Source organism: Flavobacteriales bacterium, from assembly GCA_026129465.1.
Taxonomy (GTDB): domain Bacteria; phylum Bacteroidota; class Bacteroidia; order Flavobacteriales_F; family PHOS-HE28; genus PHOS-HE28.
On the sequence record JAHCIA010000001.1, the window covers coordinates 3,099,235 to 3,121,205 of the forward strand.

Genomic DNA, 21,971 nt, shown 5'->3' on the forward strand with positions numbered 1-21,971 from the left:
CCGATCCTATCCGACCCACAGTGATGAGCCCGTCATCTCGGCGGGCTTTTCCATGCCCATGAGGGCCAGGATCGTGGGGGCCACATCGGCCAGGATGCCGTCGCGCAATTCATGGACCCGTTCATCGAGCACCACCAGGGGCACCGGATTGAGGCTGTGCGCGGTGTTGGGCGTGCCGTCCGCATTGCGGGCCTTGTCGGCATTGCCATGGTCGGCGATGATCACCACCGCATAGCCTTGGGCACGCGCGGCCTCCACCACCTGCCGGGCGCATTGGTCCGTGGTCTCCACCGCTTGGATGATGGCCTCGAAAACGCCCGTATGGCCCACCATGTCCGGATTGGCGAAGTTGAGTACGACCAGCCCCGCCCCACCTTGATGCAACTCGGGCAGGATGGCGTCCACGATCTCGCGGGCGCTCATCTCGGGCTTCATGTCGTAGGTGGCCACCTTGGGCGATGGCAGCAGGATCCGTTCCTCCCCTACGAAAGGCCTTTCCCGGCCACCACTGAAGAAGAAGGTCACATGCGGATACTTTTCCGTTTCCGCGATGCGGATCTGCCGCAGGCCAAGGTCCGAGACCACTTCCCCCAGGGTCTTCCGCAGATCGTCCTTGCGGAAGATCACGCGCACATCCCGGAAGGTGGCGTCATACTCGGTCATGGTCACGTAGTGCAACGGAATGGGTGACATGCCCTGTTCGGGGAAGGTCTGCTGGGTCAGGGCCTGTGTGATCTCCCTGCAACGGTCCGTGCGGAAATTGAAGCACACCACCACGTCGTCCTTGCCTATCGCGGCCAGCGGGCGCCCATGGTCCCCGACCACCACATGTGGCTCGATGAACTCGTCCGTTTTACCCGCGGCATAGCTGTGTCGGAACGCGTCCAGGGGGTCGGTGATCGGTGTGCCCTGGCCCCGGACGAGCAGATCGTAGGCTTTGGCCACGCGTTCCCAGCGCTTGTCGCGGTCCATCGCGTAGTAGCGCCCGATGACGGAGGCTATCCTGACGGGCAGTCCGCGCATGTTGTACAGGAACCGTTCAGTGTAGCCGAGCCCGCTGCGCGGGTCGGCGTCGCGGCCATCGGTGAACGCGTGCAGGAAGATCTCCTTCACCCCGCCGTCGGCGAAAATGCGGCACAGGGCTTCTGCATGCCTTCGCATGCTGTGCACCCCACCATCGGACAACAACCCGATGAGGTGGAGTCTGGCCCCCGGCAAGCGCGCCCGGTCGATCACCTCCTTCACCTCGGGGTCATTGGACAGACTCCCATCCGCGATGGCCTTGTCGATGCGCACCAGGTCCTGGTGTACCACGCGCCCGGCGCCGATGTTGAGATGCCCCACTTCGCTGTTCCCCATCTGGCCTGCCGGCAGACCCACATGTTCGCCGTCGGTGAGCAGGCGCGCATGCGGCGCGTTGGCGAGAAGGTCGTCCATGAATGGGGTCCGCGCGGCCGCTATGGCATCCGTGCGGTCCCCGGCGCCGATCCCCCATCCGTCCAGGATGATCAGCACCGCTTTGTGATGCGCGCTCAATGCTCGGGAAATGAGGCTGCGAAGATAGACCCGCCACCGGGGCGTTCCTGAACGGTGACCTGACCGCCCAGGCGCTTGGTAAGGCGGTCCACGATGTAAAGCCCGAGACCCGTGCCCTGCGACTGGCGCGTCTCTTCGTTCCCGGCTCGGTAGAAGCGCTGGAAGATCCGTTCACGTTCCTTCGGTGGTATGCCCGGTCCCTCGTCCGCCACTTGAATGCGCCAGCCTTCCCGGCCTTTCAGCACCTCCAATAGTATCGTGGTCCCGGGGGGGGCGTACTTCGCGGCGTTCTCCACCAGGTTCTCGGCGATGCTGCGCAGGGCGGCACCATCACTTTTTACAATGAGTTGACCGGGTCCGCTGAGGTCCAGCCGATGACCATGCGCATGGCCGGCACGTGCACGTTCCATCACGCCACGCAACAAGGCCATCACCTCCACTTTGGAATGGTCCAGTGCCAACAGACCTTCCTGGGCCTGCGTGGCCAGAAGCACTTTGTCGGTCAGCGACGCCAGGCGATCCACCTCGCCCAAGGCGCCGGTCTTCAAGGCGTCCAGGTGTTCAGGAGGCACTCCCGGGCGCGCGAGTGTTTGCAGCTTCAGTTTGATGGCCGCGATGGGGGTGCGAAGTTCATGGGTCACCGCCAGCAGGAAGTTGCGTTGAGACCTTGCCAGTGCCAGGTCGCGGCGCATCGCCCGCCAAGTGAGGAGCAGCAGAACGATCAGCAGCAGGAAGAACACGGCCCCTTCGCCCATCACCATGCGCCTGCCACGGCCCGGTTCGGCCAGGGCACCCGGCTCGCCGCCCAAGGCCAGAACCTCCATGGCCAGGCGGTGGGTCTCCGAATCCTGCCTCAGGAGCAACACGGCCCACCAGGCGAACTGCGCCATGATGTAGACCGCCATCGACCCGAACAGGATCATGGTGCTGCGGCGTGGATGGTCGGTCATGTCCTGCGAAATTAGACCCGGTGCCGTTGGTGGGCGCTGTGTAAATTGCCCGCCTTGCCATGGACATCCAAGCAGCCAAGGCCTATATCCTGCGCCGGTTGAAGGAGGAGCTTCCCAAGGAGCGCACCTATCACAGCCTGGAGCACACGTTGGATGTGTACGCCAGTGCCATCGACATTGCGGCCATGGAGGGTGTCGGAGGAGAGGACCTCGTGCTGCTGAAGATCGCGGCGCTATATCACGACTCTGGATTCCTGCTCCAGGATCTCGAGCACGAGGAGGCGGGTTGCCGTATCGTGCAGGAGCACTTGCCCCCCATGGGCTTTACCGATGAGCAGGTGGTCCGTATCCGCTCCATGATCATGGCCACCAAGGTGCCCCAGAGCCCCTCCAACCATGTGGAACGCATCCTGTGCGACGCCGACCTCGACTACCTGGGCCGGAATGATTTCAAACGCATCGCGGCCACGCTGTACGAGGAGCTCATGAATTACGGGGCGATCAAGGGCGAGCTTGAATGGAACGAGTTGCAGGTGCGCTTTCTGGAGAACCACAAGTTCCATACGGCCACCAGCATCGGTTCGCGCGAGACGGCCAAACAGGCCTATCTGGAAGAGTTGCGCCGGTGGCTTCGCCAGCATGCGGGCAGCGCATGATGGAAGTAGAAAGCCCCCCGGGGTCTCCGGAGGGCTCTGCTTTGGTGGTGCCTCCCAGAATCGAACTGGGGACACACGGATTTTCAATCCGTTGCTCTACCAGCTGAGCTAAGGCACCGAACTTCGAGGGCCGGCCCTGGTATGAACCCCGGCCCACGAGGGCGGCAAAGATAGACAAGTACCCCACCCATGGATGCTGAACTCGTGTTGGTGATAGATGTGGGCAACACCCGCATGAAACTTGCCCTGTTCCGGGCGGGAAGGGTCATCCGTCATCGGGCCTTTGGGCATGGGGACGTGGCTGGCGTTACAGCCTTGCTCAACGGGGCGCGTCCCCAAGCCGTGGTCCTCGGATCCGTTTCCCATCTGGACAATGGTTTCGCCGACCAACTCGCCCGGATCGCCCCGCTGACCATCATGCGGGGCGACGGTCCTTCACCATTCCCGAGCAAGGTGCAGGAGCGCGCCACGCTGGGCGTGGACCGACTGGCCAATGTGGTGGCGGCCGCATGGCGCTTCCCAGGCCGCGCAGCGCTGGTGGTGGATGCCGGCAGCTGCGTCACCTACGATCTGGTGGAGCCCGATGGCACCCATGCCGGTGGCATCATCGCGCCGGGGATGGCGATGCGTGCCCGCGCCATGCATGCGTACAGCGCCAGACTACCCGAAGTGGAGCCGGGCCAAGCGCCGGTCCGATGGGGTCTCCGCACCGACGATGCCTTGGCGGCGGGCATCCACCACGGCATAGTAGGCGAGATCGATGGGCACTTCCGCAGCGTGCGCGAGCGTTATACGCAGGCCGTATTGCTGCTCTCGGGCGGGGATGCGATGCGGTTCGCCAAGGCCTTGAAATGTGGCATCTTTGCCGTCCCTTTGCTCACCCTTGAAGGCCTCCATGCCCTATACCTCCACCACCGCGCGCTCGCTGGCGATCGTCATGGTGCTTTGGGTGGCGCGGGTCTCGGGCCAGGAACAGCAGGGTAGTGGCTCGGTCTACTCGGCCTATGGGCTGGGCGACCTGATGGGCAATCTTCAGGTGCAGCAATCCCTCATGGGTGGTGTGGGGGTGGCTGTGGCCGATCCCTACGGTGTTTCACCCTTGAATCCCGCCGCGCATGCTTTTCTTCTGCGGCCTGTGTTCGAGACCGGGGTCAAGGGTCGCTGGGTGGCTTCGGAGATCGGGGAGGAGTCCAATACCGGTGGAGGCATGGAGCTGACCGGCATCAGCTTCGGGGCGCCCTTTGGCCAGGGGCGCTGGGGCATGGCCTTGGGACTGAGTCCTGTGAGCCGTGTGGGATACGACATCGAAGACCGGATGCAGGTACCTGGGCAGGAGACCGAGGTGGAGTTGCGTTACCTGGGTTCGGGCGGCTTGAATCGCGCCTTTCTGGGTGTGGGCCACATGCTGTTGCGCCGAGCGGACTCCCTGGGCAATGGCGGTCGCCTGGCATTCGGTGCCGAGGTGGACTATGTGTTCGGCGCGGTGGAGGAGACACGCAAGGCGATCTATCCACGGGGATCGGGCTTCTACAACGCGAACATCTTCTCCTCCTTGGTGCTGCGTGGCCCCACCGGCAGGCTGGGCGTGCAATATCATGGTGATCTGGTCAGGAAGCGCGATCGTGATGATGACGGCCTGCGCTGGATCGTTGGGCTTTCGGCCGAGTTGCCCACCCGTATGCCCGCCCGCCGCACCCAGGTGGTGAACAACTACCTGCTGGGAAACACCGGTGTGGAGTTCCCCATTGATACGATCTCTTTCACCGATGGACAGAAAGGACGGTTGCTGCTGCCCCTGCAATGGAACCTGGCCGTGTCCGTGCAGGACGCCCGCTGGATGGCCACCGCCGAATACCGCCGGCGCGATTGGCAGCGCCTGGAGGCCGATGTGGCGGACCTTGCCCTGAGGACCGAGTTGGGAACCCAGGTGTACCATGGCTTGGGCTTCTCCTACAAACCATCGGGCGACGGTCGCGGAAATTTCTGGTCCACCACGATCTACCGCGCAGGATTGCGCTATGTGGAGGACTACCTCGTGGTGCGCGGTGAACCCATTCGGGAGTTCGGCATGGCCTTTGGCCTTTCCATGCCCGTGATGTCGAGCACCACCCGCAGCCGGGTGTCCATCGGCGCCGAGTTGGGCGAGCGTGGCACCTTGGAGCAGGGCCTGATCAGAGAACGATTCGCCCACCTGTTCGTTGGGCTCTCCATCACCCCCGACCTCAGAGAGCAATGGTTCAAGAAAAGAAGGATCGAATGAGCACACCGAAGATCATGATCGCCATGGCCGCCGCGCTTTTCGCGGTGCAGGCCGCCAAGGCCCAAGGGAAGTATGGCGCCACGCCGGAGGACAGTGTCACCTGCGTGCAGAACCTGTCGCTGTACCAGGAGTTCATGAAGCAGAACTCCCTGAACGATGCCTACGCCCCATGGCGCCGGGTGCTGGACGTGTGCCCAGCTTCCAGCAAGGGTGTCTACCAGAACGGCACACGCCTGTTGAGCACCTTCATCCAGAAGGAGAAGGACCCCGCCCGCAAGGCCGCGCTGACCGATTCGCTCTACGTGATCTACGACCTGCGCATCGCCCATTTCGGTGAGCAGGCTTTCGTGCTGGGCCGCAAAGGCGTGGACATGCTCATGTTCAGCCCGGACCGTTGCCAGGACGCCTTCAACATCCTGAAGGAGTCGGTGGACCTGGGTGGCGCGCGCAGCGAGGCCGGCACGCTCAGCGGCTACTACCAGGCGCTGAACTGCCTTTATGGACAAGGCAAGGCCACCAAGGACCAGATGCTTCAGGACTACGTGACGATCATGGAGCACATCGATGCCAACCTGTCCAACGAGCACATGAAGCCCGAAGACCGCGAATACTTCGTGAAAGCGAGGGACAACGTCTACGCCATGTTCTTCAAAGTGGCGGAATGTGAGGACATCGGCCGCATCGTGACCGACATGCTCAAGACACGGGCGGATGACCAGGAGCTGAAGGTGCGCCTGCTGCGTGTGCTCAACAGCAAGGAGTGCACGGAGGAGAAGGTCTACTTGTCGCTCGCCCAACAGGTGCATGAGGCCGCACCCAGCAGTGAAAGCGCCTACAGCCTGGGCATGTACCTGGTGAAGCGTAACGATCTGGGCGGCGCGGCGCGCTATTTCAAGGAGGCCGCCGACCTGTGCAACGGTTGCCCCGACAAGGTGAGGTACCTCCTCAAGGCAGGCCAGGTGGCCAGCGCCAATGGCAACCATTCGCTCTCACGCGGCTATGCCGGCCAGATCCTGCAGATCGAACCGCGCAATGGCGAGGCCATGATCCTGGTGGGCAATGCCATCTCGGCCCAGGCCGGCGGCTGCGATGCGCCACAATCCTGGGGCGTCTACTGGCTGGCCTATGACCAGTACAGCAAGGCCCGCAGCTCGGACCCGAGCGTGGCGGACAAGGCGGGCGATCGCATGGCGGCCAGTCAGGCGCGCTTCCCCACAGCCAGTGAGGCCTTCTTCCACCAGCTAACGGACGGGCAGAGCTTCCAGGTGAACTGTGGTGGTCTGAACGAGTCCACCACGGTGCGCACCCGTAAGTAGTACCGCCGTGGGCCGCGTCCACCGCACGATCCTGCTCGGCATTCCCGCCCTCCTGGGGGCGGGAATGTTCTTTTCATGCCGGAACGATCTGGACAAGGTGGCCGCCGTGGAGATGCCCGAGGCCGGTCCGGACCGGGTGACCTTCGACGCCGAATACCTGATGTCCGATTCCGGCCATGTGCGCAACCGCTTGCGTGCCGGCCGTATCGCGGAATGGACAGGGGGAGAGCGCCAAACGGAGCTTGCCGATGGCCTGGAACTCATTTTCCTGGATGCTGATGGTGGGCAGCGCGGCATGCTCACCGCGCAACGGGGCACCATCCGGCCGGAAGAGCGCCGCATGGAAGTGCAGGATGATGTGGTCTTCATCAACGTGCGTGGCGAACGCCTGGAGACCGAGCGGCTCGTGTGGTCGCAGGACAGTGCCCGCGTTTCCACCGACCGGCCGGTGCGCATCCAGCGCGGCCAGGATGTGATCCACGGCGTGGGGCTCGATGCCGCCGAGGACATGAGCAGCTACACCATCAGGCGCATCACCGGCGAACTGTACCTTGCCCCGGACAGCGTGGAATAGGATGCGCAAGATCAACCGGTTCATGGAGCATTTCTGGCTGGCGGTGGCCATCGGCACCGGCGTTTCCGCGCTGTGGGTCATCGTGCAGGATGGTTTCCAGGCCGGCCGTCAGTGGCTCTGGTTCCCGGGCATCGCCCTGGCCATGTTCTTCTTCCGGCGCGTCACACGGCGTCGCTTGGAGGCCATGGACGATCGCGACCGGGAGCGGCGGGCCTGATGCGCATCCGGCACATGGTATTTTCGTCCAACCCGCCTTTCGGCATGCCATGCCTGTGATCGGTACCGATCTCATCCTCATCCTCGCCGCTCTGGTCGTCTCGGCCCTGTGTTCCGGCCTGGAGATCGCCTTCGTGAGCAGCAACAAGCTCTACGTGGAACTTGAGCGCAAGCGCGGTGCCCTCTGGGCCCGCCTCGTCTCAGGCCTGTTGAAACGCCCTGCCCGGCTCATTGGTGCCTTGCTGGTGGGCAACAACATCGCGCTGGTGGTCTATGGCGCAGTGATGGCCCGGATACTGGAGCCCTGGCTGCATGGCTTCGGCTGGGGCGGTGGCTTCGTATTGGCGGCACAGACCATGATCGGTACGCTGGTGATCCTGGTGCTCGCTGAATTCCTGCCCAAGACCCTGTTCCGCCTGGACCCCAACGGCGCCTTGGGGCTCTTCGCCGTGCCGTTGCAGTTGCTCTACATCGTGCTTTGGGCCCCCATGATGGTCATGACCGGACTGGGCGAATTGCTGCTACGGGCATTCGGGGTGCGCGTGAAGCCCGGCGAAACGGTCTTCGGTCGCATCGACCTGGACGCTTTTATCCGCGAGATGGGCGAAGGCGGGCGCCGCGAAGGCACGATGGACGCCGAGGTGGAGTACTTCAGGAACACCTTGGAACTGAGCAACACCAAGGTGCGTGACCGCATGGTGCCCCGTGCGGAGATAGAGGCCGTGGAAGTGGACGTGTCGATCGAGGAGTTGCATGCACGCTTCGTGGCTTCCGGCATGAGCAAATTGCTCGTGTACAAAGGCAGCATCGACAACATCATCGGCTATGTGCACGGCTACGAACTGTTCCGCAAGCCCCGCAGTGTGCGGGCCATCCTCCGCGCGGTGAACTTCATTCCGGGCACCATGCCGGTGGACGAGCTGTTGCGCATGTTCACCAAGCAGCGCAGCCATGTGGCCGTGGTGGTGGATGAATTCGGTGGCACGGCCGGCATGCTCACCATCGAGGATGCGGTGGAAAGCATCGTGGGGGACATCGAGGATGAGCACGATCTGCCCGATGGCGGTGACGAGCGGTTGGGCCCGCACCTTTTCCGGCTTGAGACACGTGCCGAGGTGCGCCACCTCCGCGAGGACTTTGACCTGGCCATACCCGAAAGCGAGGAGTACGACACCCTGGCGGGCTACATTCTGCAGAGCACAGGCGACCTGCCCGAAGAGGGCCAGGTCCTGGAACTCGGTCCTTTCCGTATCACGGTGACCCAGGTCTCGCAGAACCGGATCCATGAGGTGAGGCTGGAGGTGACCGACCCCGAGCGGGGCTACCTCCACAGGCCGTAAAGGCCTTGCCCACAGGACCTTCCCGCAGGCCTGAAGCGTACGGGGTGGGATCCTATATTTGCACCCCTTATTCCCTGGAACATGGCAGTTATCGGCAAGATCCGCGAGCGCAGCGGGTTGCTTTTGGTGATCGTGGGCGGCGCGCTTGCGGCCTTCATCCTCACGGACCTGTTCTCGGGCCGAGGCGGCCAGCGTGACCAGGTCCTCGGCGAGGTGGGCGGTGAGGAGATCAGCTTGCGCCGCTTCGAGCAGCGGGTGGGCGAGGAACTCGACAGTTACCGCAATGATTTCGGGCAGCAGGTCACCAGCCAGTTGCAGGAACAGATCCGCAGTTCCGTGTGGAACGAGATGGTGAAGGCCCATGTGCTCCTGGGCCGCGTGGAGCGCGCCGGGTTCGCCCTCACCAAACCCGAGTACGACGACATCCGCTTCGGCAACAACATCCTGCCTGAGTTCCGCAACCAGCCCAATTTCCAAGGCCCCGATGGCCGTCCCAGTCCGGAAGCGCTGCAGCAATACTTCAGTTCGGTGCAGCTCAATGCGCCGGTGTACCACGCCATCCAAAAGCGCCGCATCACCGAGAACCGCCTATATGCCAAGTACAACAACCTGGTGAAGAAGAGCATCTTCGTCAACCGTGTGCAGGCCGAGGATGATTTCCACGGCAAGAACACCAAGGTCTCCTTCGACATGGTGGCCCACCGCTACGACCAGGAGCCCGACAGCCTTTTCCCGGTGGGCGACCGCGACCTGCGCCGCTACTACGACCAGCACCGCAACGATCCGAAGCACCGCCAGAAACCGGCGCGCCGGTTCGAGTATGTGAAGTTCCCCGTAAAGGCCACCGAGGCCGATCGCCTGCTGGGTCGCCGTGAACTGGAGGACCTCCGCGAGGAGTTCGCCAGCACGCAGGAGGATTCGCTCTTCGTGGTGATGAACAGCGAGTCGCGCGCCTATGTCCTCACGCCATACGCGGAAGGGACCGCTGATGCCGAGACCGACACACGCATGCTGGAAGCGGCCGTGGGCGACGTGGTCGGCCCGTATGCCGAAGGCGAGACCTGGAAGCTGGTGAAGGTGAAGGAACTGAAGGCCGTGCCTGAGGCCCGTGTGCGCCACATCCTCCTCAGCACCCAGCAGGGCAAGGGGGAGGACGAGCAGAAGAAACGGGCCGACAGCCTGCTGACGGTGGTGAAGCGCGACCGCAGCAAGTTCCCCGATCTCGTCTCCAAGTTCAGCGATGATCCCGGCAGCGTGAACAGTGGAGGCGTATACGAATGGTTCGATAAGTTCCGCATGGTGCCGGAGTTCACCGAGGCCAGCTTCGATCAGAAAGTAGGTGCCATCACCATCGCCAAGACCACATATGGCTTCCACATCGTGGAGGTGCTGGGCCAGCGCGATCGCATGGAGCGCATGGTCGCCACCATCGATCGGGGCATGCGGGCCACACCCGCCACCTACAAGGAGGTGTACAAACAGGCCAATGAATTCTCCCTGCGCAACAAGACCCTCGCCGCTTTCCAAAGCGCCGCCGAGGAAGCCGGCCTGGAAGTGGTGAAGGTCGACGAGCTGCGACCCGACATGCGATTCGTGATGGGCCTGCAGCAGCCCAACTCCACCATCAGCTGGGTGAATCGCGCCAAGGTTGGCGACGTGAGCGAACCGCTGGATGCGGGCGATGACCATGTGGTGGCGATCCTCACCGGCATCCGCGAGGAAGGCCCGCCTGCGTTGGATGATGTGCGTGAACTCTTCACCCGCGAAGTGATGAAGGAGAAGAAAGGCGAGGAACTCGTCAAGCGCATGAAGGGCAACACCGACCTTCCGTCCCTGGCGCAGACGCTGGGCACCACGGTGCAGCCGGTCTCCGAGATGCTGCTCAGCGCCACCAGCATTCCTGGTGGCTACACCGAGTTCGAGGTCATCGGGCAGATCTTCGCCATGGAGACCGGCCAGACCAGCGTGCCCCTGAAGGGCGAGACCGGCGTATTCGTGGTGAAGGTGACCAACACTTCTGCCACACCCGAGCCCGGTGATGTGGCCACGGAGCGTTCCAGCCAGACCACCCGCATCCGGGGCCGTGCGGAGAACGCGCTTTACAACGCGCTGCGCGAGGCGGTGGGTGTGAAGGACGACCGCAGCCGCTATTACTGAGCGCGGGTCACCGCAGCTGGCTCAAACGCTCGGCATCAAGTCGCAGCAGGATGGCCAGGAGGATGGTGAAACTGATCATGCTGCTTCCGCCGTAGCTGAAGAAGGGAAGCGGTATGCCGATCACCGGCGCCAGGCCGATGGCCATGCCCACGTTGATCATCAGGTGCAGGAAGAAAATGCTGGCCACACAATAGGCATAGATCCGCGTGAACCGAGAGCGCTGCCGGTCGCTGATCCAAATGATGCGCAGGATGAGCGCCGTAAGCAGCAGAACCACGAACGAGGTGCCCAAGAAGCCCCATTCCTCGCCCACCGTGCAGATGATGAAGTCAGTGCTTTGCATGGGCACGTACTTGTATTTGGTGAGCGTACCCTGCAGCCAGCCCTTGCCCGTGAGACCGCCCGACCCGATGGCCGTCTGGCTCTGTTTCACGTTGTAGCCCAAGTTCTGTGGGTCTTCCAATTGGCCCAATGTCACCAGGATGCGGTCGCGCTGGTGTTGTGCCAGAACCTTGTCGAAGGCATAATCCACGCTGCCGATGAAGGCCGCTGAACAGACCACGCCCACGACGATGTAGGTATACAACGGCCTCCGCGATCGTTTCACCACGAAGCTGCGCACCACCCACCAGGCGATCCCGGCGGCGAAGGCGATCAGTATCATCAGCAGCCAGGGGCCGGGCAATTCACGGTCGGTAAAGGGCAGACCGAAGCTCGACTCGCGCAGGATGAGCGAAAGCACCGAGAGGATGCCCGCCAGGATGGCCAGCAGCAGCACGTTGCCTGAGAGCCCTTCTCGGTAGAGCACCAGGATGAAGGCGCCGGAGACGAGCGCTGTGCCGGTATCGGGCTGCAGCATGATAAGTGCCACGGGGGCGAGGATGATGACCCCGGCGATGACACGTGAACGAAGGTCGGCCAAGGCCTTCAGGCCACTGAGGTAGCGGGAGAGCGCGAGGGCGGTGGCGAACTTGGCGAACTCCGCGGGCTGGATGCCGAAGCCGCCGATGGCGAACCAGGCCCTGGCGCCCTTCACTTCCTTGCCGAAAAGCAGCACGGCCACCAGCAGCAGCAGCACGAAAACGTAGACCCCGAAGGCCGAATCGCGCAGGAAACCGCCCCGCACCAGCAGGATGCCCGCGCCAAGCACCAGGCTGACGCCCATCCACACCGCCTGCTTGCCATACTCGCGGCTCGTGTCGAACATGCTGGGATGGTCCGGGTCGAAAGCGGCCGAGTAGATGTTGGCCCAGCCGAGGAACATCAGCAGCAGGTACATCAACAGGATCGGCCTGTCGAGGTTGTGGGCCACATTCTCGCGCGCGCTGGTCATGGGCGTCGCGGTTTCTTGGGCGGCTTGCGGTAGTCCTTCTCGGCGGCGATCAGGTCGGCCTCCTCCATGCGTGCCACCACCTCCGGCCGCGTGATCTCGCCGGTGAGGTATTGCTCGATGATGAGGCTGGCGATGGGAGCGGCCCAGGTGCCACCGAAGCCGCTGTTCTCCACGTACACGGCGATGGCGATGCGCGGGTCCTCCATGGGTGCGTAAGCGATGAATACCGCGTGGTCCTTGCCGTGCGGGTTCTCGGCCGTACCGGTCTTGCCGCACACGGTGATGCCTGGAACCCTGGCCTGGCGTGCCGTGCCACCGGCCTCATGCACCACACGCCGCATACCCTCGTGCACCAGGTCGTACCAGCGCGCGCTGATGCCGGTCTCCTTGCGCTCCCTGTAGCGGGCCTGCGCGCTGTCCGGATGTCCGATGGCGCGCACCACATGCGGCTCGATGTACCAGCCCTTGTTGGCGAAGATGGCCGCGAGGTTGGCCATCTGCAGCGGTGCCACCAGCACTTCGCCCTGTCCGATGCTCGCCGAGTAGATGGTGCTGAAGGCCCAGCGTTCCTTGCCGTACTTGCGGTCGTAGTAGGCCGGTCCAGGGATCAGGCCGCCCTTCACCGAGGGCAGGTCGATGTCAAGCTTATGGCCCAGACCGAAGCGGTGCATGTAGGTCTCCCATTCGGCCAGGCCCAGCGCCGCGTCCCGGAATCGGCTCTTGCGGTCCAGGTCGCGCTCCACCAGCCGCCGGAACACATTGTAGAAATAGGGGTTGCACGAATACTGGATGGCCTTCTCCACATCGGTGGCCGTGGGGTGGTTGTGGCAACCCACCAGGGCACGGTTGCAGGGGTAGCCGGTGTTGGGCTGGATGACGCCCAGTTCGAGCGCGGTGAGCGATTGCACGATCTTGAAGATCGAGCCCGGAGGATACTGCGCCTGCAGCGCCCGGTCGAAGAGCGGCTTGATGGGGTCGCGTTGGAGCTGCCCGTAGTTGGTGTTGCGCACCCGTCCCACAAGCAGTTCGGGATCGTAGGCCGGGCTGCTCACCATGCACAGCACCTCGCCGGTCTTCGGGTCCAGCGCCACGATACTGCCCTTCTTGTTGCGCATGAGCTTTTCGCCCAGCAGCTGAAGGTCCAGGTCGAGGCCCGTGAAGAGATCCTCACCCGCCACGGCCAGGGTGTCGTACATGCCGTTCTTGAAGGGCCCCTTTTCGTTGTTGTGCACGTCCACCAGCACATACTTCACACCGCGCCGCCCGCGCAGCGCTTCCTCGTAGTACTCCTCCACGCCGCCAACTCCGATCACGTCGCCCGCCTTGTAGTACTTGTCCTCCTCCACCTTCTTCGGACTCACCTCGCTGAGGTAGCCCAGCAGGTGCGGCGCGGTACGTGGTGGATAGGTGCGCAGGGTCCTGCTCTGTCCATAGAAACCGTTGTACTTGTGCAGATGGACGCTGATGGCGGCGAACTGCTCGGCGGGGATCTGCTTCTCGATGACGCTGGGCTTGTAGCGCGACCAGACCATCGCTTCCGCCAGGCGCCTGCGCAGGTCGTCCACACTTACCCCGATCAGCGTGCAGAAGGCCAACGTGTCGAAGGGCTTCACCTCGCGGGGCACCACCATCAGGTCGTAGACCGGTGTGTTGGCCACCAGCAGCCGTTCCCGCCTGTCGTAGATGAGCCCGCGCGAAGGATAGACGGTGACCTTGCGCTCGGCCATGTTCGCCGCTTCGGCCTTCCAACGGCCGTCAACCACCTGGATCCAGAAAAGGCGCAGGATGAAGACCAGGGCGATGAAGACCACCCCGGCGATCAGCACGTATTTGCGCGAATCGAGGTTCATGCCCTTCCGCGTTCGGGCCGCGCGGTGAGGAATTGCGCCAGCATGCAGAGCAGCAGCGTGAAGGCCGCGCTGAGCAGGCCGCGCAGGAGGGTCTCACCGAAGCGTTCCCACCGGAGCAGTTCAACGTTGAAAAGCCACAGGTGGTGTATGAGTGTGAGCACGCCCGCATAGGTGATCCACCAGGTGACGCCCATGCGCAGCAGTGTGGGCCGCATGCCATACTCGTACCCTTCGCGCGGGGCGATCATGCGCAACAGGTGGATGCGAGCGAAACCCATCAGCACGCAGGCGCTCATGTGCATGCCCGGCGTGTCGCTGAAGAGGTCCATTGACATGCCCGTGGCGGCGCTGATGAGCAGCACGGCCCAGGCGGGCAATTCAAAGGGCAGGAGCAGCAGGAAAAGGATGTACAGGTAGGGCACCGCATAGCCGTTGGCCACGTCCAGGTGGTCCAGCACCAGCACCTGCACCAGCAGCAGCGCCACGAAACGGATGATATGGAGGGCCGCGGTGTTCATCGTGTATGGTGCGCCGCCTCCAGCGTGTCGCGTTCCATACGGAACAGGTCCGTCACCACGTACACATGTCCGCTGCGGGTCATGTCCTCGGTGAGGCGGATGGTGATGTCGTGGTAGTTGCTGCCGGGTTCCACCTCCAGCTTCTCCACCACGCCCACCGGAACGCCTTCGGGGAAGATGCCGTCACCACCCCGGGTCTCCACCGTATCGCCCACGGCCACGCGCGCGTGCTTGGCGATGTCGATCACCGAAGCGGTGCGGGGGTCATTGGTATCCCAATAGAGCAGGCCGAAATGCCCGGTGCGGCGCATGCGCACACTGGTCCGGATGTCGGGGTTCAGCACGCTGATCACAGAGGCGAAATGCGGGCTGACCTGCCGGACCACGCCCACGATGCCGTGCGGGCCGATCACGCCCATGTCCGCTTGCAGTCCGGTGGTCATACCCTTGTCCAACGTCAGGAAGTTCCGCTGCTTGTGCCAGGTGCTGTTGATCACCCGGGCCGTCATGTAGGCATAGCGCTGGCGGTAAATGGTGTCCCGTATCGTCACGAACAGGTCGGCCACGGGGGCGTAGGAGCTCGCATCGCGGCTGCGCAGATCGGCGTTCTCCTCCGCCAGTGCGCGATTCACCTCCTTCAGGCCGGCATACTCCGTCACGGACGACCACCAGCCATAGACGGTGCCTGACAAGGCGTTGCTGCTGCTGATGGCCTGGGCGCGGTGGTGCGCGTTGCCGCTGTGGAGCAGGATGAGCGAGACCACCATCAACGCCAGGAAGAGCAGCGTGTTCCGGATTCGGTGAAGGAAGCGGAAGAGGTCACGCATGGATCATGAGTGGCGAGTATGGAGTGCTGAGTGGGGAGTGCTCCACTCTCCAGCCATTGGAGCACTCCCCACTCAGCATTCCCCACTCATTACTCTCTCATTAGGAACTGGAAGCGGTCGATGTTCTTCAAAGCGATGCCCGTGCCACGCGCCACGGCGCGCAGGGGGTCCTCGCTCACGTGTACCGGCAGTTTGGTCTTGATGCTGATCCGCTTGTCCAGGCCGCGCAGCAATGCGCCGCCGCCAGCCAGGTAGATGCCGGTCTTGTATATGTCGGCGCTCAGTTCGGGCGGGGTTGCCTCCAGGGCGCTGAGGATGGCCTCCTCGATCTTGCTGATGCTCTTGTCCAGCGCTTGTGCTATTTCGCTGTAGGTGACGGTGATCTCCTTGGGGATGCCCGTCATCAGATCGCGGCCGCGTACGGCATAGTCCGGCGGGGGGCTGTCCAGCTCGGTCATGGCAGCGCCCACCTCGATCTTGATCTGCTCAGCGGTGCGTTCACCCACCAGGATGTTGTGCTGGCGCCGCATGTACTCCTCGATGTCCTGCGTGAGTTCGTCGCCCGCCACGCGGATGTTCTTGTCGCACACGATGCCGCCCAGGGCGATCACGGCGATCTCGCTGGTGCCACCGCCGATGTCGATGATCATGTTGCCCATGGGCTCCTCCACGTCGATGCCGATTCCGATGGCGGCCGCCATGGGTTCATGGATCAGGTACACCTCCTTGGCACCGGCGTGCTCCGCGCTGTCGCGTACAGCCCGCTTTTCCACCTCGGTGATGCCGCTGGGGATGCAGATCACCATGCGCAGGTTGGGGGTGAAGAGCTGCCGGCCGGGCTTGATCATGCGGATCATGCCCTTGATCATGTCCTCGGCGGCCTTGAAGTCCGCGATCACCCCGTCCTTCAGTGGGCGGATGGTCTTGATGTTCTCGTGGGTCTTGCCATGCATCTGCTGGGCCTGGCGCCCCACGGCGATCACCTTGCCGGTGCTGCGGTCCACGGCCACGATGCTGGGCTCGTCCACCACCACCTTGTCGTTGTGGATGATCAAGGTGTTGGCGGTGCCGAGGTCGATCGCGATCTCCTGGGTGAAAAAGTTGAACCAGCTCATGGTCCGGTAAGGGATCAGTGTTTGAAGTGTCGGATGCCGGTGATGCACATGGCCATGCCGTGCGCGTCGCAATAGTCTATGCTGTCCTGGTCGCGGATGCTGCCGCCGGGGTGGACGACCGCGGTGATGCCGGCCTTGTGGGCGATCTCCACGCAATCCGGGAAGGGGAAGAAGGCGTCACTGGCCATCACGGCGCCATGCAGGTCGAAACCGAATTTCGTCGCCTTGGCGATGGCCTGTTCCAGCGCGTCCACCCGGCTGGTCTGCCCGGTACCGCTGGCCAGCAGTTGGTAGCCCTTGGCCAACACGATGGCGTTGCTCTTGGTGTGCTTCACCAGCATGGTGGCGAAGACCATGTCCGCGAGCTCCTGTGCTGAGGGGGCATTTTTCGTGGCCGTTTTCATCACGGCTGCCGATGGCAAGGCGTTGTTGACGGCCTGGGTCAGCATGCCACCAAGGGCCGAACGCCAGTGCCGGGGCCGATGGCCCTTTCCCTTGCGGCGCAGGATGATGCGGTTCTTTTTCCGGCGCAGCACCTCCAGCGCGTCCGCATCGAAGTCCGGTGCGGCGATGATCTCGAAGAAGATGGTGTCGATGGCCTCGGCCGTGGCCTTGTCGATACGTGCGTTGGTCACCAGCACGCCACCAAAGGCGCTCACGGGGTCTCCCGCCAGTGCCGCGTCCCAGGCTTCCTTCACCGTGGCCCGCACCGCTGCGCCGCAGGCGTTGTTGTGCTTCAATATCGCGAACGCCTCGACTGCGCTCGGCGTGTCGGCTCCGCTGGCCTGCCCGGAGCGAAGTCGAAGGGTGGCCAGGTCATCGATCAGCTCCAGCCCGGCGTCCAGGTCCAACAGGTTGTTGTAGCTGAGTTCCTTGCCGTGGAGGCGATCGAAAAGGCCGTCCAGGTCGCCGATGAAGGCGGCCTGTTGGTGCGGGTTCTCGCCATAGCGCAGCGGGTGCACGGGCCGGCCGGCCACAGGAGGAAGGCCCGCATCGTTCCCGCTGAACCAGGCGTGTATGGCGCTGTCGTACCGGCTGCTCACGCCGAAGGCCGCCGTGGCGAAGGCCTTCCGTTGATCCAGCGTGGTGACCCCGTTCTGCTCCTTCAGCAGCTGAAGCAGTTCGGCGTACTGGGCCATGGACGGCACAATGGTCACATCGGCATGGTTCTTCGCCGCCGCGCGGATCAGGCTGATGCCGCCGATGTCGATCTTCTCGATGATCTCACTCTCGCTGCCGCCGGCCTCCACCGTGGCCTCGAAGGGGTAGAGGTCCACGATCACCAGGTCGATGGGCGGTATGTCGTACTCCTCCAATTGCGCCACATCGCTGGCCAGATCGCGCCGGCCCAGGATGCCACCGAAGACCTTCGGGTGCAGGGTCTTCACCCTGCCACCCAGGATGCTGGGGTAGGTGGTGAGGTCCTCCACGGGTGTCACGGGTACGCCCAGCCCTTCGAGGAAGGTCTGTGTGCCGCCGGTGGAGTAGAGCCTGACATCCAGGCGGACGAGTTCGCGCACAAGGGGCTCCAGACCGTCCTTGTGGTACACGGAAAGGAGCGCGCTATGGATGCGTTTTTGCCCGGCCAATGTGGTATTCCTGCGGGGTTGGCCCGCGTTCCCGGCGCAAGTTTACATCGCGGACCCACCGATCTCGGGCACGCGCGCACGGCGTTATGCGAAGGTTACCAACACCCGGCGCGCGGCTCAGAATTGGAAGCCGATGCCCAAGTGGACGTTCACCAGGCGCGTGGGTGAGCTGATGGTCTCGTAGGAGACATCGCCGCCGCTGGTGATGCTGATCGAACGGGGGTCCACGTAGGTGACCTTGCCGCCGTTGAGCCGTTCCACGCGACCCTCCACATAGAAGCCGCGCGTGGGCGCCACCTGCACACCTACGGCCCATCCGGCACTGCCGGTGAAGGCGCTGGCATTGCGCTCCTTGCTCAGCTCCTCGTTGGTGCCATCCACCTTGATCCGGGTGCGCGTGGTGAAGTGGCGCAGACCGGCCATGCCCTCGATGTAAGGACTCACCTTGCCGATCACGGGCTTGAAGCGCAGTGTGCCATGGTAGCCATACACGTTGCTGCGCACGGTCAGGTTCCCTGTGGTGTTGGGGTCCAGGTTCTCCTGTTCCACTTCCACCAGCCTGCTCTCGCCGCCCATGCTGCCCCAGGCGAAATCGAAGCCCCAGTCGAAGGGCAGCAGGCGCATCGGTACACCAAGGTCCGCGCTCACGCCCACGATCTCGCGGCCCCAGCTGTCGGCGAAGGCGCCCACAGGTATGCCGATCTCCAGACCGCCTCCCAGCGTGGCGGGCCGGTCCCGACCCCAGAAGCGGTCGCGATCGCGCTGGGCGAAGGCGCCGCTGGCGAGCAGCAGGGTGAGCAGGAGGGTGGTGGCGCGCATGGCGTGGGTGGTCGCGGCCGGGTTTCCAAACCCCATGCCGTGGCCGCGAAAGTAGCCCAAGCCTGTGTCGCGTTGCCGTTCTTTGGCCGCATGGAAGCGGGATCGTGGTGGATCGAGGCCGGCCTGTGGGGCCTGTTCCTGGCCACCTTTCTGGCCGCCACCGTGGTGCCTTTCAGCTCAGAGGCGGTGTTGGCGGCCATGGCGCTGGGACCTTGGCCAGCGGCCACCCTCTGGATCGTCGCCAGCACGGGCAACACGCTGGGCGGCCTCAGCTCCTATGGTCTCGGTCGTTTGGGCGACTTGGCCCGTATCGCCCGTTGGGTGCGCACCGATCCCGAGCGTGCGGCGTATTGGAAGGTCCGCATCGCGCGCTTTGGCGTCTGGGCCGCTCTGCTCACCTGGCTGCCCTTCGTGGGTGATGCGATCGCCATCGCCTTGGGATTGGCGCGCGCGCCCTGGTGGCCCGTGGCCGTGCTCATGTTCGCCGGCAAGGCCGCACGCTATGCGGTGGTGCTGGCGCTGATGCGATGACAATTGGACGGGCCGGGCTCAATCCCTGTAGAACCACTCCCGCTTCTCCTTGTCATAATAGAGCCGACCATCGGGCCATTCGATCAGGGTCTTGTCCTGCAGGAAGGCATCCACGTTCCCGGTAGCCACCATCTCCTCGAAGAGCACCAGCCCGCGATCGATCAACTCCGGCTCGGGCATGATGCGCGTGTTGAAGATCTCCTCGAATTCCACCATCGCCAACTGGCCGTTGGTGCGGAACCGGCCACCCACACCGCGTTTGTCGCCCTCCACGCTGCGCGCCGGCCGGATAAGGTAATACCAGTGCGTGCTATCTGGTGACACGTGGTGATACACCTGCTGGAAGGAGGCCGCGTGCTTCACATAGTAGGGGCGGAATTCCTTGTCCGTGCGGTCGCGGTTGATGGCAGTGGTGGGGCGCTTGTAGATGAAGGTGACCATGTTGACCAGGAGGCTGTCCTTCGCCGTTCCGGGGAAGTAGCGCTCCACGTCGTAGCGCGCACGGGCATACGCGATGGCTTCGGCACGGGTAGGCGTTGCTGGAGCCGCGGCCTTGTCGGTATTGATGCTGTTCGCACGTTTGTCGGTGGCCTCGCAGGCGGTCAAAGCCAAGGCGAGCAGGAGGATCGAATGCGGTTTCATGCTGGTGGCAAGTAATGAAGCCAAGGGAGGAAGGCCTCCCCTGGCTTCAAATTTCTGGTTCCGTGGATGATCAATATGTGGTCAGCGCGCTGTTCCAGTCCACCCAGCCGGCGGTCCAGTCCGTGGTGCCGAAGGCGCCGCGGAAGTTCACCTGCTGGAAGAAGGCCGGCATGCCATTGAAGCTGGCGCCGCTCAGCAGTGCGGACCCGGCGTTGGGCAGCACATTGGGCGTGCCCAGGTCGAAGATCGACTCGTTGATGCCGGCGTCCTGCCACTTGTCCATCAGCTGGTTGCCCCAGCCACCGGTGTTGAACCAGGCGGCGATGTCGAAACCGTCCACATCGGTCTTCAGGGCGTTGCCGCGCGGATTGTTCGGGTGCTGGGCGCCGTTGGCGGGCGCGTCGGTGTAGATGGTACCCGCACTGCCCCAGCCATTGCCGCCCCAGTGCTCCACGCCGGCCAGGACCGTGTTGCGCACGCGCAGTTCGTTGGCTTGCGCGGCGGCCACGCTGCCCGAGCCGTTCAGGAAGAGACCATCGGGGTAGCCGGTCATGAAGCTGTTGTGGATCTTGATGCGGCTGTTGCGGCGCAGTTGGGCACAGTGTTGGAATTGCAGGCTGATCGGCGTTTCACGGGTCTTCTTGGGCCCGATGAGGGTGATGTTGCTGAAGGTGGCGCTGGTGTAAGGCTCGTTGCTTGAACCCTGGCCGTCGTTGTCCACCTCGAAGCCGTTGGAGCCGCTCTGGTCGGCCAGGCTGGCGCCTCGGATGCTCAGGGCGAACTGGATGTTGCCGCTGAAACCGAGGTCCACGTCGAAGTCATCATCCAGGCCGCGATAGGCCACCAGGTACTTGCCGTCCACGTTGCCGCCGAACCACTCGAAGGCGTCGTCCAGGCCATAGGCGCACAGCACGTATTCGATCACCGTGCTCTTGCCCACACTGCCCAGGGTGAGGGAGTTCACCTCCTCATTGGGGTTGATGGGGATGCCGGCGAAGTTGATCTGCACGTAGCGGATCACGCCGCTGTTGTCGTTGTCGTCCGTACCACCGTGGAATGCGGCGTAGCCACCCTCCAGTTGGGCCTCGCCGCCGGGTACGTTGTTCTTTGCGCGGCCGCAGATCACCAGACCACCCCAATCGCCGGGCTGGCGCAGGCCGGGGGCCTTCTCGCTGGTCATGATGATCGGGTTGCTGGCGGTGCCCTCGGCGAAGATCTTGCCGCCACGCTGCACCACCAGGGTGCCCTTGCTTTCGAAGTCACCCAGGATCACCGTGCCGGCCGCGATGTTCAGCACGCCACCGTCCTGAACGCGCACGAAGCCGTTCAGCTTGTAGATATTGTCGTTGGTCCAGTTCACCGTGCCGGTGATGTTGCCGGTCACGTCCACCACCTGTGCGGCAGGGGGCGGAGGCGTGGGGGGATCGGGATCGGGGTCGTCCTTTTTCTTGCAGGAAGCGATCAAGACCATCGTGGCGATGGCGAGAAGCGCGGCTTTGGAGTGCAGCTTGCTCATGGGTCCTTGGGGTTGGATGTTCACAGGTGTTTTGCGCCACAAAGGACCCCAGCACGTGCTACCTTGACATTATGCCTTGGTGATGAATAGCGCATCATATGGTTAGTGCCACGTTAAACCCGGTGATGTTCATTTAACAGTCGCGGATCACGATCCATGCTCATTCAACACGTGACCCCGGCATCCGTGGCTTGCGCCTGGACACCGGGGCCGTGGACCGGCATGG

General features: G+C 63.6%; 20 protein-coding genes and 1 tRNA gene. 9 read left to right on the plus strand and 12 right to left on the minus strand.

Annotated features, from left to right (window positions below):
* Positions 1-6: 6 nt before the first annotated feature.
* Both gpmI and KIT10_13150 read right to left on the minus strand, forming a co-directional pair.
* Complete coding sequence (gene gpmI / locus KIT10_13145) at positions 7-1,509, minus strand: 2,3-bisphosphoglycerate-independent phosphoglycerate mutase (GenBank protein MCW5900207.1); 1,503 nt, start codon at positions 1,507-1,509, stop codon at positions 7-9.
* 23 nt (positions 1,510-1,532) lie between these two features.
* Complete coding sequence (locus KIT10_13150) at positions 1,533-2,486, minus strand: HAMP domain-containing histidine kinase (GenBank protein ID MCW5900208.1); 954 nt, start codon at positions 2,484-2,486, stop codon at positions 1,533-1,535.
* A 59-nt stretch (positions 2,487-2,545) separates the two neighbouring features.
* Between KIT10_13150 and KIT10_13155 the strand changes: the two genes are divergently transcribed.
* Positions 2,546-3,142, plus strand: a complete 597-nt coding sequence (locus KIT10_13155) for an HD domain-containing protein (GenBank protein ID MCW5900209.1) — start codon at positions 2,546-2,548, stop codon at positions 3,140-3,142.
* A gap of 42 nt (positions 3,143-3,184) precedes the next feature.
* Here KIT10_13155 and KIT10_13160 read toward each other — a convergent pair.
* Positions 3,185-3,260, minus strand: a tRNA-Phe gene (locus KIT10_13160).
* A 71-nt stretch (positions 3,261-3,331) separates the two neighbouring features.
* On the opposite strand from KIT10_13160, the gene KIT10_13165 reads away from it, so the two are divergent.
* From KIT10_13165 to KIT10_13195, 7 genes are all read left to right on the plus strand, one after another.
* Entirely contained in the window at positions 3,332-4,126 is a 795-nt protein-coding gene (locus KIT10_13165) for a type III pantothenate kinase (GenBank protein ID MCW5900210.1), read from the plus strand.
* Positions 4,038-5,402, plus strand: a complete 1,365-nt coding sequence (locus KIT10_13170) for a hypothetical protein (protein MCW5900211.1) — start codon at positions 4,038-4,040, stop codon at positions 5,400-5,402. The genes KIT10_13165 and KIT10_13170 overlap by 89 nt, the downstream gene beginning before the upstream one ends.
* A complete protein-coding gene (locus KIT10_13175; GenBank protein MCW5900212.1) occupies positions 5,399-6,718 on the plus strand; it encodes a hypothetical protein in 1,320 nt (439 codons plus the stop codon). The genes KIT10_13170 and KIT10_13175 overlap by 4 nt, the downstream gene beginning before the upstream one ends.
* A 7-nt stretch (positions 6,719-6,725) precedes the next feature.
* Positions 6,726-7,292 carry an LPS export ABC transporter periplasmic protein LptC gene (gene lptC / locus KIT10_13180; GenBank protein ID MCW5900213.1) on the plus strand — a complete coding sequence of 189 codons (567 nt, stop codon included), beginning with the start codon at positions 6,726-6,728 and terminating at the stop codon, positions 7,290-7,292.
* Between the two features lies 1 nt (position 7,293).
* Positions 7,294-7,509, plus strand: a complete 216-nt coding sequence (locus tag KIT10_13185) for a hypothetical protein (GenBank protein ID MCW5900214.1) — start codon at positions 7,294-7,296, stop codon at positions 7,507-7,509.
* Positions 7,510-7,558: 49 nt separating this feature from the next.
* Complete coding sequence (locus KIT10_13190; GenBank protein ID MCW5900215.1) at positions 7,559-8,848, plus strand: HlyC/CorC family transporter; 1,290 nt, start codon at positions 7,559-7,561, stop codon at positions 8,846-8,848.
* Positions 8,849-8,929: 81 nt separating this feature from the next.
* The gene (locus KIT10_13195; protein ID MCW5900216.1) at positions 8,930-11,005 is read left to right on the plus strand and encodes a peptidylprolyl isomerase; all 2,076 of its coding nucleotides are present in this window, start codon (positions 8,930-8,932) and stop codon (positions 11,003-11,005) included.
* Positions 11,006-11,012: 7 nt separating this feature from the next.
* On the opposite strand, the gene rodA is transcribed toward KIT10_13195, so the two are convergent.
* The 7 genes from rodA to KIT10_13230 all read right to left on the minus strand — a co-directional run bounded on the left by rodA (position 11,013) and on the right by KIT10_13230 (position 19,056).
* Entirely contained in the window at positions 11,013-12,338 is a 1,326-nt protein-coding gene (gene rodA, locus KIT10_13200; GenBank protein ID MCW5900217.1) for a rod shape-determining protein RodA, read from the minus strand.
* A complete protein-coding gene (mrdA, locus tag KIT10_13205) occupies positions 12,335-14,188 on the minus strand; it encodes a penicillin-binding protein 2 (protein ID MCW5900218.1) in 1,854 nt (617 codons plus the stop codon). The genes rodA and mrdA overlap by 4 nt, the downstream gene beginning before the upstream one ends.
* Positions 14,185-14,706 carry a hypothetical protein gene (locus KIT10_13210; GenBank protein MCW5900219.1) on the minus strand — a complete coding sequence of 174 codons (522 nt, stop codon included), beginning with the start codon at positions 14,704-14,706 and terminating at the stop codon, positions 14,185-14,187. The genes mrdA and KIT10_13210 overlap by 4 nt, the downstream gene beginning before the upstream one ends.
* Entirely contained in the window at positions 14,703-15,533 is an 831-nt protein-coding gene (gene mreC, locus KIT10_13215; protein MCW5900220.1) for a rod shape-determining protein MreC, read from the minus strand. The genes KIT10_13210 and mreC overlap by 4 nt, the downstream gene beginning before the upstream one ends.
* 89 nt (positions 15,534-15,622) lie before the next feature.
* Positions 15,623-16,648 carry a rod shape-determining protein gene (locus tag KIT10_13220; protein ID MCW5900221.1) on the minus strand — a complete coding sequence of 342 codons (1,026 nt, stop codon included), beginning with the start codon at positions 16,646-16,648 and terminating at the stop codon, positions 15,623-15,625.
* Between the two features lie 14 nt (positions 16,649-16,662).
* Positions 16,663-18,237 carry a bifunctional phosphoribosylaminoimidazolecarboxamide formyltransferase/IMP cyclohydrolase gene (purH, locus tag KIT10_13225; GenBank protein ID MCW5900222.1) on the minus strand — a complete coding sequence of 525 codons (1,575 nt, stop codon included), beginning with the start codon at positions 18,235-18,237 and terminating at the stop codon, positions 16,663-16,665.
* 117 nt (positions 18,238-18,354) lie between these two features.
* Positions 18,355-19,056, minus strand: coding sequence for a hypothetical protein (locus KIT10_13230; protein MCW5900223.1), 702 nt, complete (start codon positions 19,054-19,056; stop codon positions 18,355-18,357).
* 90 nt (positions 19,057-19,146) lie between these two features.
* On the opposite strand from KIT10_13230, the gene KIT10_13235 reads away from it, so the two are divergent.
* Positions 19,147-19,587 carry a DedA family protein gene (locus KIT10_13235; GenBank protein MCW5900224.1) on the plus strand — a complete coding sequence of 147 codons (441 nt, stop codon included), beginning with the start codon at positions 19,147-19,149 and terminating at the stop codon, positions 19,585-19,587.
* An 18-nt stretch (positions 19,588-19,605) separates the two neighbouring features.
* Here the strand turns inward: KIT10_13235 and KIT10_13240 are convergent, their stop codons facing one another.
* Both KIT10_13240 and KIT10_13245 read right to left on the minus strand, forming a co-directional pair.
* Entirely contained in the window at positions 19,606-20,229 is a 624-nt protein-coding gene (locus tag KIT10_13240) for a hypothetical protein (protein MCW5900225.1), read from the minus strand.
* 70 nt (positions 20,230-20,299) lie between these two features.
* Positions 20,300-21,745 carry a hypothetical protein gene (locus KIT10_13245; protein MCW5900226.1) on the minus strand — a complete coding sequence of 482 codons (1,446 nt, stop codon included), beginning with the start codon at positions 21,743-21,745 and terminating at the stop codon, positions 20,300-20,302.
* Between the last annotated feature and the right edge of the window lie 226 nt (positions 21,746-21,971).